Consider the following 14,723-nt stretch of genomic DNA (forward strand, 5'->3'; position numbering starts at 1 on the left):
GATTTGCTAACTTTAAGACAAGCCCAATGATTGTGTCGCAGTATCTGGTGAGGTTTTTTTATTGTGTCTAGACAACTAACGTTGCTCATTGTTAACGCCAGTGCTCACGAGCGTCAAACCTTGACTAAAACTCTTAGTGCATTAGATGTCTTTACTATCATTGCCAAGTCTGACTCTCAAGACGCCCTAAGCTTACTGAAGACTCAAGCTGTAGATTTAGTGATCACCGGCTTGGATGTTGGCAAAATTGATGGCTGGCGATTCTCTCGCATGATCCGCTCAGGTCTGCTGGCAACCCCCAAAAACACCCCCATCGTACTTATTCCACCGACTTATTGTGAACGAATAGCCGAAACCACCGCCCGTAGCTACAGTATTGATGCCGTGCTGCCATTTGAGCGTCAAGACATGTTGCCTCAAATTTTGGCCAATGTGTTGTCAACACATTTAGATAAAAGCAGCCGCCTCAACTTGCTCTTGTTAGAGCCCAACCAACAACGTGCGCAAAAAATATGTGAGCACTTATCGCACAATTTCGTTTGCACACATGTAAGCTCGGCGGCCAGCGCTTTATCACTATTTCTACAAGATCACTACGCCATTGTTTTAATGGACACTACGTCTAACTTGTCAGGTTCCGCAGAAAGCTTAGTCGAAAGTATTCTCAAACATCGTCCAAGCCAAGCCATTGTAACCATTATTGACAAACGCGATGCCGACCATGCCGAACAACTATTATTGTTAGGTGTTACCGACTTTGTTCGAGCGCCATACGATATGCCCTTTTTAAGCAAGGTATGCGACCATGCGGCGCGGCGAGAAGATTTTATGGTGAGCTATGCTGAGTTTGCTAATAAAGTTGAGCAACTCAGTCGCAGTGAAAGTCGCTATAAAGATTTGTTTTCTGCGCACCAACGGATCTTACTGCACCTCAGAACTGTAGTCGTCGAATTAGATTTGGAAGGCGCGATCCGCTTTATAAATCCAGCATGGGAATACCTCTCGGGCTTTGGTATTAAGTCGAGCCTCAATACCCAACTCAGCAACTACATTGCCAAAGATGAACTTGCAACTTTCAACAAAGTCATTCGAGAAATTCAAAGTGGGGTAAGGCAACATGCGCAAGTCGAGCTGCAGCTCTGCCATAAAGCTGGACATTTAGTGTGGATCGAGTGTCGCTTGCAACTTATCAAGAATACCTCAAGTTCGGTCGCAATAACTGCAACACTCGATAACATTCACGAGCGCAAGCAAGCTGAACTACAACTCAGACACTTAGCACTACATGATACGCTTACCGGCTTACACAACCGTTACTATTTTGACCAGCAATTAAATCAGCTGTGCAATGAAGTAAAGTCTGCAGAAGAGATAGAACATGCGTTAATTTACATCGACTTAGATCACTTTAAGATCATCAATGACAGTAAAGGCCATCAACAAGGAGATATCGTACTCAAAGAAGTATCTGAGTTGTTTGGCGACAAAATAGGTGAAGAGCATCTCACTTTCCGTATTGGGGGAGACGAGTTTGCTGTACTGCTCAAGCACACCAATTTACTCGACGCTCATATGTGCGCTGAAAGCATTTGCATGGCAATCGAAGAACATAAATTTCACTTTGAAGATAATGCATACTCTCTCAGTTGTTCTATCGGATTAACGCAAATTACCAATGAAAATGCGGATCCCAGCGAGTGTTTGAAACAAGCAGACATAGCCCTTTATATTGCCAAGAATCTCGGCCGCAACTTGGTTCATTGTTATAACAAAGAAGATGAACAAAACCAGACACTGCAAACCGGTTTAGAATGGGGCCACAGTGTTAGACAAGCGCTTCAAAACGACAGCATAGAACTCCACTATCAACCGATCTGGGATTTCAAAAAACAACAAATAGCCTATTACGAAGCACTGCTTAGATTAAAGATCAACGGTGAGACAATTTACCCAAATCAGTTTATTCCTGCATTAGAGCTACTTAATGATACATTTTTGATGGATCAATGCGTGATCAGAACAGCTATTAAAGCACTGGCTGAACATGAGATCCTGAGCCAAGTGGCAATTAACTTATCCGCTCATTCATTTTTAGATGAACGACTGCAGCCCCACATTCAAGCCTGTTTAAAAGAACATCAAGTTTCAGCTAATCGCGTTATTTTTGAGATCACTGAATCTGCCAGTATTAACAATCTCAACGCAACCCAGACGATGATCAAAAACCTGAACGATCTTGGCTGCCATTTCGCTATTGATGATTTCGGGACAGGCTTCAGCACTTTTAGCTACCTAAAACAGCTACCCGCGCAGCATGTTAAGATAGATGGCTCCTTTGTTCGAGACATGCTCAACGACCCAATTGATCTGGCGCTGGTCAAAGCTGTAAACGATATTAGTCACTCGTTAGATAAGTGTTCAGTTGCCGAATATGTCGAAAACAAAGAAATATTTCAACAACTTAAGGAAATAGGTGTGGACTATGGACAGGGTTACTTTATCTCAAGACCTCTCCCTATTGAACAGCTAGCGAGTAGTGCAAAAACTATTTTATCTCTAAAAACAGCGTAGTAACATTTTTACACTAAAGGTTACTTTTACTTCTTGCAAAGTCCACTATAATTAGAGATACCAGTTTAAAATGTCACCAAATTTTAAGGTAACACCTTAATTTTATAGACATTCAAAGGATTGAGTTACATCTTGCTATGGACTTCAAGGGGTAAATTATGCTGTCATTATCATTGTTTTTACTACTTGCAAACTTGCTCATCGCTTATCAATGTTACCGCTATGCCAACACAAAAGGATATCCGGTAAAATTGTTCACTGGGCTCGGTTTGCTACCCTACTTTAATCTAGTGGTTTGGGTTTACTTACTCTTTTTACCAAATTTAACTACTGCAAAAAATATAGAGCAGGCTTAATACAGGCAAGTGTAGTTCCTTTACAAGTGTAAGTTCCTTTATAAATAAAACAGCATGTAATCATGCTGTTTTATTGTGTTATTACTTTGCGCCCCTAACCTCAAAGAAACACTTTTACCCCAAGCTTAGGTTAACTAAAAGCGATAGCTAGTTACTGTCTCGGTAAGCTCCTTAGCCGTTTTCTCACCTTTAACACATTGCTGCACCAAGGATTTTGGATAAACAAATACCTGTTTATTGTTTGGATTGCTAAGCTCACTGTAAATAAAGCTTATATGCTCATTTCTAGGTAAACTTCTTAAACCCGCACCATAGTCGCATAAACTACGGGCTAAGCTGGTTACTAGCATTTTTTCAAGCGCCTGCTGCTTTTCAGCTTTCTCTTTCGCGCGTTTGACCCGAGAAGCCTCAAGGCTCGCTTTCAGCTTATCTTTAAGGTCTTTTAATTCCGAATCCTTAAGTGAAAGCTTTTCTATGCGCTTCTCAACTTCTCTCAATGACTCCGTAAATTCTTTTACTTGATCATCACTTTCGTGCCTTTTCGCAAACTCCAGCTCCGCTTTTTGGCGTTCAAGCTCCCTCAATTGAATTCTATTCTCTCTTTCTTGCTCTACGGCTTCGCGGACCTTCTCAGCTCCTGCTCTCACTTTCTCAGCGGCATCCGAATAAGCTTGAGAAAAAGCTTCAGCTATCGGCTGTGAAATCTCGATCTCCGCGATGTCCATGTCAAATTCCGGCAGTTCAAACTCCCCTATTGCAGCCACATCGTCCAAATTGTCGATATGAGAGATCCACTCTAAACGGTGCCGACGTTTTAATGCCAGTTCAAACACAACTCCCTGATCTTTTAAATAATAGCCAGAAACACTACGAACTTGATCTTGTGTGTCATGCTGTAATGCACTCATTAGTACCCGTTCAAAAATAGCAACCTCACGCTTTAGCGCTTCATCAACAACTTGGGCCTGAGCAAAGCTTGTTGCAATGGCTGCGACAGCGCCAAAACAAAGTGGAATTAACTTCATGGTTTACCTCGATACTGTGCTAAATTTTGTGTCGGTGTTTGCTCTACTTGCTCTGCTAATTCATTCAATTGCAGCCTAAGTAGGGCTTGATCTTGCGCTCTTTGTGCTTGGATCAGGTCAACGAGATTATTCATTGCCAAACTGCGCTCTTTACGATTTTGTTCAACCACTTGCGTTGCTAACTTGGCAAGCGTAGCTTGATCTATTGGCTTAGTCTCATCAAGTTTTGCAAGCATGGCCTGCATAGCGCTTTGCTGCTGTGCCAGTTGCACTTGTTGAACACTCAACTGTTGATGCAAGCCTAAGTTCTGTAGCCAAAGTCCTGATACACCAAGCCCAACAACCAGCCAAGCTGCAACGGCAGCCACTGGCCAAGCGCGATTTTGATGCGGCAAAGTGAGCTGTGAGGGTGGCGCTTGCTCTTCGAAGCTAGCAGCACGCTGTTGCCAAGTAGTCGCAGCACTCATCATTTCTCGATATTCACTATCAGCCTGAAGTTCGGCCAACTCTGCCTCAGACAGCACTTTTCCATCTAACCACTGCTCAAATAAGTGTGCTAATTTAGCCATGATTTTGCACCTCTAGTTGCCCTTTCATCTTACCTAACGCACTGTATAGCCTAGCCTTCACCGTATTACTTGATAACTCAAGCTGCAGCGCAATTTCATCAAAGGTGTAATGCTGGAAAAACTTTAACTCCACGATAATGCGCTGCTCAAATGGTAGTTGTTTCAGCGCGATGTATATCTCTTCATTACTTTGTTGTTGCGCTATTTTGCTGTCAGGTCCGTGTTGCGGCACCTCCGGTTCTTTACCTTCAATCGATTCAAACTTATGTTTTCGCATGTGATCTACTATTCTTGCATGGGTGATTTTAAATACCCAAGTCGAGAACTTAGCATCGCCATTAAAGGTATGCAGATTTCGATACATACTTAAAAATACATCTTGAGCAATATCTAGCGCGTCTTGCGGGTTACCAACCAGCCTCAAGCATTGGTTATACACACGGCTATGATGCTGGGCGCAAAGCTTTGACCATGCTCCTTGGTTACCTTGCAGTGCTCTTTTTATTAATTGTTTTTCGCTATTAAAAAACACGCAGTTCACTCATCCAATCTTCTCACTAACTATTAATCGTAGCGGGCGCAAAAAAAGTTGTTCAGACGGGAAAATTTTTTGAAAAAAAGCACCGTTAAGGTGCTTCTTCATCATCATTACTATTACTGCGACTGACATTGGCCACTGATGTAGCCACCAACAAAGTCGCTAAACAGTCTAAAATCTCTTATTCGCCCCGTAGTGCGACGCCAAATCAAGCCAATCTCACGATATGCATGATCTTGTGGTGGCATCGCCACTAAAGGCTTCCCCTCCAAGATCCCTGCATTGATCGCCATTTGAGGTAAAAACGTTACGCCATTTTTGTATTCCACCATACTTAATAAAGTATGTAGGTTTGCCGCCTCAAATGGATTGATGCACGCGCTACGGTTTAAGTGGCAAGCGCTAAGAGCATGTCCCGTCATACAGTGCTCTTTTTCGAGTAAAAATACACTTTGCTCAGGTAACAGGTTAAAGTCCTCAATCGGCTCTGGTACGCTGTACTCCGTATGGCGAACCAAACTAAAGTGATCTTTTGCGAGCACTTGAGTATGAAACTTATCGGTCCTATATGGCAGCGCCAACATGGCCATATCAATATGGCCATGCTCTAACTTATCCAGTAAGTTATCACTGGTATCTTCAACCAGTACCAAATTAAGCGCTTCAAACTCCTTTTTGCACGCCTGATAAAGTGGCGCAGCGATAAAACTCGCAATGGTGGGAATGATCCCTAACGTCAACTTGCCAGATAATGGATTTTTATAGCTTTTAGTCAGCTCTTTAACACTCATGGTGTCGTCGATAATTTTCCGCGCTCGTTCAACCACTTCCTCACCAATATCGGTAAACATTAGGCTGCGATTTTCGCGTTCAATTAGCTGACATCCTAATGTCTCTTCAAGGTTTTGTATCGCGCTACTTAGCGTCGATTGACCAATAAAGCATGCTTCCGCTGCACGACCAAAATGTTGGTGCTGATGCACCGCAAGAAGGTATTGTAGTTGTTTGATACTAGGTAAATTCGTCACAAGCTTTACTCTTAATTTTCAACAGCACAAATAAAAAGACCCCAACACCAAAGGTGTTGAGATCTTTTCAAGCTAAAAGTCTGTCTTTTTGAAAAGTGCGGTTTATTTTTATACGCCGAACACTAATCTCAAAATATAGAATATAACAATAGCAAGGGCAGCACCAACTGGCAATGTAATTACCCAAGAAACTACGATGTTACGAATAACACCCATGTTTAATGCCGCAATACCACGTGCCATACCCACACCCAATACCGCACCAACTAAGGTTTGAGTTGTAGAGATTGGTAGGCCTGTGCCTGATGCGATTACTACTGTTGAAGCAGCCGCAAGTTCAGCTGCGAAACCACGGCTAGGAGTAAGATGCGTGATGCCTTCACCGATAGTCTTGATAACTTTCTTACCAAGAATCGCAAGACCTGCAACAATACCTAAACCACCAAGTGGTAAGATCCACCAGGCAAGGGCCGCTTTCTTAGCAATTTCACCGTCGTTTTCAACAATGTTTACCACTGCTGCTAATGGACCAATTGCGTTAGCAACGTCATTCGAACCATGAGCGAATGCCATACAACATGCCGTTAGTACCATAAGGATAGCGAATACTTTTTCAACATTGTTGAACTGCATTTGCTTGTCTGCATTGGGATCCATTTTCAGCTTAGAAATCGCAATCTTACCGATAATAGCAATGATAATAGCGATACCGATAGCAAGCGCAAAACCTTCGAATGTGCCGAGCTTGATACCAATATGCTTAAGGCCTTTTTTGATCGTAACCAAAGACATAACAAAGCCCGCTAGACCCATGTAAATAGGCACAAAGCGTTTGGCATTCTCTAGTGGCTTATTGGTATCGAAAATGAGCTTTTGGGCACTCATAAAGATGAGATAAGCAATAAAACCTGAGATGGCAGGGGTGACAATCCAGCTACCAACAATGCCTGCAACTTTACCCCATTGGATTGCTTCGCTGCCTACAGCAACTAGCGCAAAACCAATGATTGCACCTATGATTGAGTGCGTCGTAGATACAGGCCAACCTAACATTGAGGCCATTAATAACCAAGCGCCTGCAGCAAAAAGTGCGGAGATCATTCCTAATATCATCAGTTCAGGAATATCAATGAAAGGGGTTGAATCTATAATCCCTTTTCGGATCGTTGATGTTACCTCACCACCCGCAAGATAAGCACCAGCGAATTCGAAGATCATAGCAATGATAATTGCTTGTTTGATGGTAAGTGCTTTTGAACCTACCGAAGTACCCATAGCATTCGCAACATCGTTTGCGCCAATACCATAAGCCATAAAGAAACCAACTGCTGCGGCAATTAAAACCAATACTGTGCCGTAGGATGCAATGATATCCATAAGAAACCTTACTTTATTTTAAAAGATCGATTTTTATTAACGAGCTAACATCAGCTCAAGACGTGAACCAACGCGCTCTGCGATATCTGCAAGCCCACCGACCCATTCGATGATCTTGTATAAGAACATCGCATCAATTGGGTTAAGCTCGCTTTCAACAGCGCGTAACTCTCGACGAATTTTAATTTGCATATCGTCGGTATCTTGCTCGATGGCATCAAGCTCAACTAGCATTTTTTCAACTAAAGTGACTTCACGGCCTCTAAAGCCTGTCTCAAGCAGTTCATCAAACTCATTAATCGCTTCTGATGCTTGTTTAGTTGCGTCCACACAACGAGTGACATAAGCAAGAAAATCTTTTTGAATGGATTCAGGGATGACCATTTCACGACCGATAACGCGACCTGCGATATCTTTCGCTTTGTTGGCTATCTTATCTTGGTGGGTGATAAGTTCCAGTAAGTCAGTCCGTTCTACTGGCATGAATAAACCACGAGGCAAATGTAAGCGCACTTCACGCTTTAGCTCATCTGCTTCACGCTCTAGGTTGCGGATTTCAATGCGAATTGCATCCGCTTCTGTCCACTCCCCTTTGAAGACATGGTTAAAAAATGGGATCAAAGCCGCACTGGCTTGATGGACTATTTTTATATGCTCTTCAATTGGCTTAATAGGAGATTTAGCAAATACTCCTAAAAACGCGTTACTAGGCATAACTGACCCTTAAATCATATTTGTATGCATGTGCAAAGTGTAATTTTACAGCATTGAGCGCTGTTGTGAACGGTTTTATTGCAAGTTTAGATGAACTTACTATGAAATTGCGCGCCGAAAGCGCGCAACTAATTGATAAGCATCACAAGGTTTTTGCGATATCTTCTTGAGATGTATGACGAATATCTTTGCCATTTACGAAATAAATCACATATTCCGCAATATTTTGACAACGATCGCCGATCCGCTCTAATGAGCGCACAGACCAAATTAAATCCATAATTTTTGGAATCGAGCGTGGGTCTTCCATCATATAGGTCATAATTTGACGTGTTACTGCTTCGTATTCACGGTCCACTTTGGCATCAGCTTTGTGCACTTCAAATGCCTTTTGCGCGTCCATCCGGGCAAACGCATCGAGCACGTCATGTAGCATTTGTGACACTTGGCGACCCATATTGTCAATATTTACCAATAGATCTTGCTGATCTTTTGTAAACGAATCCAAGGCAACTTTGGCAATACGCTCCGCTTCGTCTCCGATACGTTCAAGATCTGCAATCGTTTTTGCGATGGCAACAACCAAACGCAAGTCACTGGCTGCAGGCTGTCTTTTGGCGATGATACGTGTACATTCTTCGTCAATATTCACTTCCATCGCATTGACTTTGTAGTCGTTCTGACTGACCTTTTTCGCTTTTTCAGCATCATTGTGATTAACCGCATCAAGCGCAGTGTTTAATTGCTGCTCTACCAGTCCACCCATACTGAGTACGTGATTTCTCACGTTTTCCAGCTCTTCATTAAAGCGGCCAGAAATGTGCTTATTAATATTGTGTTCCATTATATTCTCCTCGCAAGCTCGCCTTAACCGTAACGACCTGTAATATAGTCTTCTGTTTTCTTCTTAGACGGCGTGGTGAATAAGGTATTGGTATCTGCATACTCAATTAACTCACCCATATACATAAACGCAGTTTGATCAGATACACGCGCAGCTTGTTGCATGTTATGTGTAACGATAACTACAGTATACTTGTTTTTCAGGTCGTTAATGAGTTCTTCGATAACCAATGTTGAAATCGGATCAAGTGCCGATGTTGGTTCATCAAGTAACAACACTTCTGGTTCAATCGCGATAGAGCGAGCAATCACCAAACGCTGCTGCTGACCACCAGATAAACCAAATGCACTGTCGTGAAGTCGGTCTTTTACTTCATCCCAAAGTGCGGCGCCACGGAGTGACTTTTCAACCACTTCGTCTAACTTGCGCTTATCTTTGATACCTTGTAGGCGCAGACCATAAACCACATTCTCATAAATAGATTTAGGGAAAGGGTTTGGTCTTTGGAATACCATGCCTACGTTACGGCGCAGTGCCGCAACATCTACGCTCTTGTCATAAATGTTCTGTCCTTGAAGGTTGATTTCTCCTTCAATACGGCAGCTATCAACAAGGTCGTTCATGCGGTTAATACAACGCAGTAACGTTGACTTACCACAGCCTGATGGACCGATAAACGCGGTTACCTGCCCTTTTGGGATCAACATATTGACGTTGCTAAGGGCTTGTTTATCACCATAGTAAAGATCTAGGTTTTTGATCTCTAGTGCGGTGAGTTCTGGACTTAAGTTTGCTAAATCAAGCTTGTTATTGCCGTTTGCTTGATTGACTTCTGGCGCTACTGTAATCATGTTTTTACCTATTAAAAATCTTTACTATTAATGCTCTAACGATCTGAATTTTTCGCGTAAGTGGTTACGAATACCAATCGCTGTGATATTCAGTGCAATAATCACCGTAACCAGTAGGAACGCGGTCGCATAAACCAAAGGTCTAGCAGCTTCAACATTCGGGCTTTGAAAACCAACATCATAAATATGGAATCCTAAGTGCATAAACTTACGATCCAAGTGAATATAGGGGAAGTTTCCGTCTAGCGGTAGGGTTGGTGCCATTTTTACTACACCAACCAGCATCAGAGGTGCTACCTCACCCGCAGCACGAGCAACAGCAAGAATAAGACCCGTCATAATTGCTGGACTTGCCATTGGTACAATGATCCGCCATAAGGTTTCAGCTTGAGTTGCACCAAGCGCAAGTGAACCATGGCGCACTGAGCTTGGGATCCGAGACAGACCTTCTTCCGTGGATACAATAACCACTGGCAAAGTAAGGATAGCAAGTGTAAGTGCAGACCAAATCACACCCGGTGTACCAAATACAGGACTTGGCGCAGCCTCAGGGTAGAAAAGTTCGTCAATTGACCCACCTAGCATGTAAACGAAGAATCCTAAGCCAAACACCCCATATACAATGGATGGAACACCTGCAAGGTTGATCACCGCGATGCGGATCATCTTAGTCACAGCGTTTTTTGCTGCATATTCATGGAGATAAATCGCGGCAATAACACCGAATGGTGTCACGATCACCGCCATCAGCATAACCATAAATACCGTACCAAAGATTGCTGGGAATACCCCACCTTCGGTGTTTGCTTCACGCGGGTCATCGCTCACAAACTTGCTGATTTGCACTAAATAGTGACCCACTTTGGCAAAAAAGCCCATGTCATTTGGAAACCAAACATCCAACACCTGGTACAGAGGCAAAGTCACTTCTTCACCACGCATATCGCGCACCACAACTTGGTCACGCTTCGCCTGCTTTCTTAGCTCAAATAAACGCTTTTCGAAGACTTTGTAATCTTCACGTAGCTCAGCACGACGTGCATTTAACTCTGCTAACTTTTCCTCTGTCAGGTCATTATCAAGCTGATACGACTTTTCTTTTAAACGTAGACGTTCAAGCTCATAGTTAATGTGCCCGATTTCGCTATTTTGTAGATCAAGCGCTTCGTCATTAAGGTCAACGGCACGCTCAACAAGCTCATGTAGCCTTTCAATCGGCTGGTCAGTGACTACTTTACCGTCTTCTAAAACGCGGGCAACATAGCCATAGAAATTACCATTTTTACTACGCTCAAATACCGCTAATTCCGCTGGTGTAGACTGGCTTTTGATGTCTGTTGATAATACCCAACGAAAATCAAGTTCTACATATTCACGGTTACCCGTTTTAACGAGCAAACGCTCGATTTGGTCGCTGTTGTAGCCTGAAAGGTCGAACCCAGCTGCTTCAAGGCGAGATTTTGGTACCATCTCGCGATCGTATATTTCACCAATTACGGTTTGCTTAGCAACCGAACCATCAAGATGCATCTCAACAACTTGAGATGGCCAAAAGAAGCTCAGTCCTTTCCACGCTATCATCGCAAGTAGTCCAATTACTGAAATCAAACTAATACTGACCGCGCCACCTGTCATCCAGATCCACGGAGAACCTGACTTAAACCACTGTTTTACCATGTCATGTCACTCCAATTACATTGAGCTGTACTTTTCACGCAGCTGCTGACGAACAAACTCAGCAACGGTGTTAAATACGAAAGTAAAAATAAACAATACAAAGGCAGCTAGGAACAGGATGCGATAGTGAGAGCTGCCAACTTCAGACTCCGGCATTTCCACCGCAATGTTTGCAGCAAGCGTACGCATACCCTGGAAGATACTCCAGTCCATGATTGGCGTGTTACCGGTTGCCATTAATACAATCATGGTTTCCCCTACGGCGCGGCCAAGACCCATCATCACCGCAGAGAAGATACCAGGGCTTGCAGTCAGTAATACAACACGAACCAAAGTCTGCCACTGCGTAGCACCGAGTGCCAATGAACCATTTGAAAGATGTTTAGGTACGCTAAATACCGCGTCTTCTGCAATAGAGAAGATTGTAGGAATAACCGCAAAGCCCATCGCGATACCCACTACCAGCGAGTTACGCTGGTCGAATGTTAGACCTAATTCATTGGTTAGATACTGGCGCACATTACCGCCAAACAACCAAGACTCAATACCACTGCTCATGGCAAATGAAATCCAGCCTACGATGAGCACAACAGGGATCAGCAAGATTGAATGCCAACCTTCAGGCACAACGTGTCTTACTTTTGCAGGTAACTTAGTCCAGCCAAATGCCGTTGCTATCATCGCGATTGGCAATAGCACCAATAAAGCAACCACGGCGGGTAGATGAGTTTCAATTAAAGGAGCAAGCCAAAGACCTGCCAAGAAGCCCAAGATAACCGTTGGTAGTGCTTCCATTATCTCGACCGTTGGTTTCACCACGCGGCGCAACTCACTCGACATAAAATAGGCGGTGTAAATTGCTGACGCCAGTGCGATAGGAACAGCAAACAACATGGCGTAAAGCGCCGCTTTAATAGTACCGAACGAAATAGGTACTAATGAGAATTTCGATTCAAAGTCATCACTCGCAGAGGTTGACTGCCAAGTATAAGCAGGTTCAGGATACCCTTCATACCACACTTCTTGCCATAGAGCTGACCAAGTTACTTCAGGGTGTTCATTGTGTAGCTCTACCACCGTCAACGTATCATCGGCTAGTAACAAAGCCGCATTTGCACGCGGCGCTACCGCAAACTTCTGTACTGCTTTATCTGTGATTTTACCTTGCCATAAGTGCGCTTCACTGGTGGTATAATATAGACCTAACTGACCATTTTCGTTGGTCGTGAAGAAAGTACGACGATAGTATTCGCTGAATAGTTTGACCTGTTTACTCTTTGGTGTCTCAAAAGAACGTATTTTAGCAAACTGGCGTCCATCATCTGTATTGACTTCAAACCATTGCGAAACCTCACCGTTGTCGTTAGCAAGCATTAACGAGTTGGCGCCCGCTAGCAGGTTCATATCGACTAAGTTGGCATTTTCTTCGTTTGCAGCAAGCAATTGGAATAACTCAACCTCAGAAGCATAGCGAGAGTCAAAGACGTAAACTTGGTTTGCTGAGCGAACAAATGTACGCGACGTATCTGGAGAAATAAGTAACTCATCAACGCGACCATCAATATCTAGCTCGGTACGCTCAACCGCCCACTCAACTTCTCCAGTAAACATGTTTTCTTCAGCAACAAAAGAGGCAAAAATCACACGTTTATCCGCAGTCTGTGCAACAACAGCGGTTTTGTCTTCGAAGTGACTAAAGGCGAATTTACGAATTGCTTGCCCTTGTTCATCAACAATCAGTTGCTTCGCATTAAGTGGATAACTTAAGCGAGGAGTTAAAACACGTTGATTACCAGGAAAGCTTACCGTGAACATCGGCTTCACTAGTTGTACCTGGCCATTATCCAGACCAAATGCATATTGCCCTAGGAAAGGCGCACTTTCTGCAAATGCTGTAACATTACCGTCAAGTTCAACATCCAATGTATCTAGTAATTTAACGGCGCTTTCACCTTTGATCTGGTAATAATCTACCGACCCTTGGCTACCGAGTAAGTACGCAATTTCAGTTTGTTCTTCTACCCCTACACCTAAATATGCTTTGTCTTGTGTAAGCTGAATATCCATACGCTTCTCAACCTTTGCTGATTCAAAGATTGGTTGAACGACATATAATAAGTAGAAGAAGATAAGTAAAAGTGCGACTAATACCATTACTCCACCAGAAGTAATGCCAAATTGTGCAAACCTGTCTTTAAAGAGACGGCTTCTATCCGTTTTAAAGGATGGCTTATGCGGATTTGAAGTCATCAATATACCCTTTGGTTTAAAAATTGGGGGCATTATATTTCATCAAGATGACAGTTGTGTTACACCTGAGACACAATTGAACTTTCTTCAATTGGCATTTACCATCAAATTCATTATAAAAATAATGGAACTAATCGGCTCAAAAAACGCTCTGATTGTTAGCCTAGAGCAAATACAGAAATTTCGTTGCATTTCTTTACATTAAGTGTTTATGGGCACTGGACAAAGTAAGTTTTTAGACTAGTCTAAATCATGCGCCGAATTCGTTTTTTCGCCTACGGGCGCCACAAAAAAAGAGACATGATATGAAGCAGTTAATATTAACACTTATAGGTAAGGACCGACCGGGTCTCGTTGAGGAAATCTCTTCCACTATTCTTTCCCACCATGGCAATTGGTTAACCAGCAATTTAAGCCACCTTGCTGGACAATTCGCAGGCATAGTGCAGGTTGAGGTTGCTGAAGAACATTTGCAAGAAATACAAGATGCATTGCATAAATTGCCAGGTTTAGACGTGAGTGTTGAATCAGGCGAAAACTTGCAAGCGCAGGAAGAGCCAGATACATTAAATTTAATCATCACAGGCAACGATAGACCGGGAATTGTGCAAGAACTTGCTACGGTTATTCGCCACAAAGGTGCAAACATCACGCACTTAACCTCAAAACAACGTAGTGCACCAAACTGGGGACTGCCTATTTTCAGCGCTTTCGCAACCGTGACTTTACCTGCTGGCACAGTCAAGGAAAACGTAATTGAAGCACTCGAGTCAATCACCAGTGATTTGATCGTGGACATAGAAGAAAGCTAAAACCTACACTATACTCATGATGGTTGCATGGCAAACACGACAGGCGCGTTGTGTTTGTCATAATTATGTCACACACCCTGCTTAAGCTGTAAAAATAAGCTGTACCTATGG

General features: G+C 43.1%; 13 protein-coding genes. 3 read left to right on the forward strand and 10 right to left on the reverse strand.

The window, feature by feature from the left end:
• Positions 1 to 63: 63 nt before the first annotated feature.
• Positions 64 to 2,571 (forward strand): two-component system response regulator, encoded by a 2,508-nt coding sequence (locus JJQ94_RS21365; RefSeq protein WP_099030380.1) that lies wholly within the window; start codon positions 64 to 66, stop codon positions 2,569 to 2,571.
• Between the two features lie 158 nt (positions 2,572 to 2,729).
• Positions 2,730 to 2,927: a hypothetical protein gene (locus JJQ94_RS21370; protein ID WP_010607165.1), complete on the forward strand. Its 198-nt coding sequence runs from the start codon at positions 2,730 to 2,732 to the stop codon at positions 2,925 to 2,927.
• Positions 2,928 to 3,061: 134 nt separating this feature from the next.
• On the opposite strand, the gene JJQ94_RS21375 is transcribed toward JJQ94_RS21370, so the two are convergent.
• The 10 genes from JJQ94_RS21375 to JJQ94_RS21420 form a co-directional block, all read right to left on the reverse strand.
• Positions 3,062 to 3,952: a hypothetical protein gene (locus tag JJQ94_RS21375; protein ID WP_099030381.1), complete on the reverse strand. Its 891-nt coding sequence runs from the start codon at positions 3,950 to 3,952 to the stop codon at positions 3,062 to 3,064.
• Positions 3,949 to 4,521: a hypothetical protein gene (locus JJQ94_RS21380; RefSeq protein ID WP_099030382.1), complete on the reverse strand. Its 573-nt coding sequence runs from the start codon at positions 4,519 to 4,521 to the stop codon at positions 3,949 to 3,951. The genes JJQ94_RS21375 and JJQ94_RS21380 overlap by 4 nt, the downstream gene beginning before the upstream one ends.
• Positions 4,514 to 5,053, reverse strand: coding sequence for an RNA polymerase sigma factor (locus JJQ94_RS21385; protein WP_099030435.1), 540 nt, complete (start codon positions 5,051 to 5,053; stop codon positions 4,514 to 4,516). The genes JJQ94_RS21380 and JJQ94_RS21385 overlap by 8 nt, the downstream gene beginning before the upstream one ends.
• A 122-nt stretch (positions 5,054 to 5,175) precedes the next feature.
• Positions 5,176 to 6,087, reverse strand: coding sequence for a hydrogen peroxide-inducible genes activator (locus JJQ94_RS21390; RefSeq protein WP_099030383.1), 912 nt, complete (start codon positions 6,085 to 6,087; stop codon positions 5,176 to 5,178).
• 108 nt (positions 6,088 to 6,195) lie between these two features.
• Positions 6,196 to 7,464, reverse strand: coding sequence for an inorganic phosphate transporter (locus JJQ94_RS21395; protein ID WP_010607160.1), 1,269 nt, complete (start codon positions 7,462 to 7,464; stop codon positions 6,196 to 6,198).
• A 36-nt stretch (positions 7,465 to 7,500) separates the two neighbouring features.
• The gene (locus JJQ94_RS21400) at positions 7,501 to 8,178 is read right to left on the reverse strand and encodes a TIGR00153 family protein (protein WP_010607159.1); all 678 of its coding nucleotides are present in this window, start codon (positions 8,176 to 8,178) and stop codon (positions 7,501 to 7,503) included.
• Positions 8,179 to 8,320: 142 nt separating this feature from the next.
• Positions 8,321 to 9,022: a phosphate signaling complex protein PhoU gene (gene phoU / locus JJQ94_RS21405; protein ID WP_010607158.1), complete on the reverse strand. Its 702-nt coding sequence runs from the start codon at positions 9,020 to 9,022 to the stop codon at positions 8,321 to 8,323.
• Positions 9,023 to 9,045: 23 nt separating this feature from the next.
• Complete coding sequence (gene pstB, locus JJQ94_RS21410; protein WP_010607157.1) at positions 9,046 to 9,873, reverse strand: phosphate ABC transporter ATP-binding protein PstB; 828 nt, start codon at positions 9,871 to 9,873, stop codon at positions 9,046 to 9,048.
• Between the two features lie 27 nt (positions 9,874 to 9,900).
• On the reverse strand, positions 9,901 to 11,550 hold the full coding sequence (pstA, locus tag JJQ94_RS21415; RefSeq protein ID WP_099030384.1) for a phosphate ABC transporter permease PstA: 1,650 nt from the start codon (positions 11,548 to 11,550) through the stop codon (positions 9,901 to 9,903).
• Between the two features lie 15 nt (positions 11,551 to 11,565).
• Positions 11,566 to 13,800: an ABC transporter permease subunit gene (locus JJQ94_RS21420; protein WP_099030385.1), complete on the reverse strand. Its 2,235-nt coding sequence runs from the start codon at positions 13,798 to 13,800 to the stop codon at positions 11,566 to 11,568.
• 305 nt (positions 13,801 to 14,105) lie between these two features.
• Here JJQ94_RS21420 and JJQ94_RS21425 point away from each other — a divergent pair, with 305 nt between their 5' ends.
• Complete coding sequence (locus tag JJQ94_RS21425) at positions 14,106 to 14,612, forward strand: glycine cleavage system protein R (RefSeq protein ID WP_099030386.1); 507 nt, start codon at positions 14,106 to 14,108, stop codon at positions 14,610 to 14,612.
• Positions 14,613 to 14,723 lie beyond the last annotated feature (111 nt).

Source organism: Pseudoalteromonas sp. GCY (genome assembly GCF_016695175.1).
Taxonomy (GTDB): Bacteria; Pseudomonadota; Gammaproteobacteria; order Enterobacterales; family Alteromonadaceae; genus Pseudoalteromonas.

Coding starts and splice junctions, on each gene's coding strand:
- JJQ94_RS21370 (WP_010607165.1), top strand. CDS start 2,730: ATGCTGTCATTATCATTGTTTTTACTACTTGCAAACTTGCTCATCGCT.
- JJQ94_RS21375 (WP_099030381.1), bottom strand. CDS start 3,952: ATGAAGTTAATTCCACTTTGTTTTGGCGCTGTCGCAGCCATTGCAACA.
- JJQ94_RS21380 (WP_099030382.1), bottom strand. CDS start 4,521: ATGGCTAAATTAGCACACTTATTTGAGCAGTGGTTAGATGGAAAAGTG.
- JJQ94_RS21395 (WP_010607160.1), bottom strand. CDS start 7,464: ATGGATATCATTGCATCCTACGGCACAGTATTGGTTTTAATTGCCGCA.
- JJQ94_RS21400 (WP_010607159.1), bottom strand. CDS start 8,178: ATGCCTAGTAACGCGTTTTTAGGAGTATTTGCTAAATCTCCTATTAAG.
- phoU (WP_010607158.1), bottom strand. CDS start 9,022: ATGGAACACAATATTAATAAGCACATTTCTGGCCGCTTTAATGAAGAG.
- pstB (WP_010607157.1), bottom strand. CDS start 9,873: ATGATTACAGTAGCGCCAGAAGTCAATCAAGCAAACGGCAATAACAAG.
- pstA (WP_099030384.1), bottom strand. CDS start 11,550: ATGGTAAAACAGTGGTTTAAGTCAGGTTCTCCGTGGATCTGGATGACA.
- JJQ94_RS21420 (WP_099030385.1), bottom strand. CDS start 13,800: ATGACTTCAAATCCGCATAAGCCATCCTTTAAAACGGATAGAAGCCGT.
- JJQ94_RS21425 (WP_099030386.1), top strand. CDS start 14,106: ATGAAGCAGTTAATATTAACACTTATAGGTAAGGACCGACCGGGTCTC.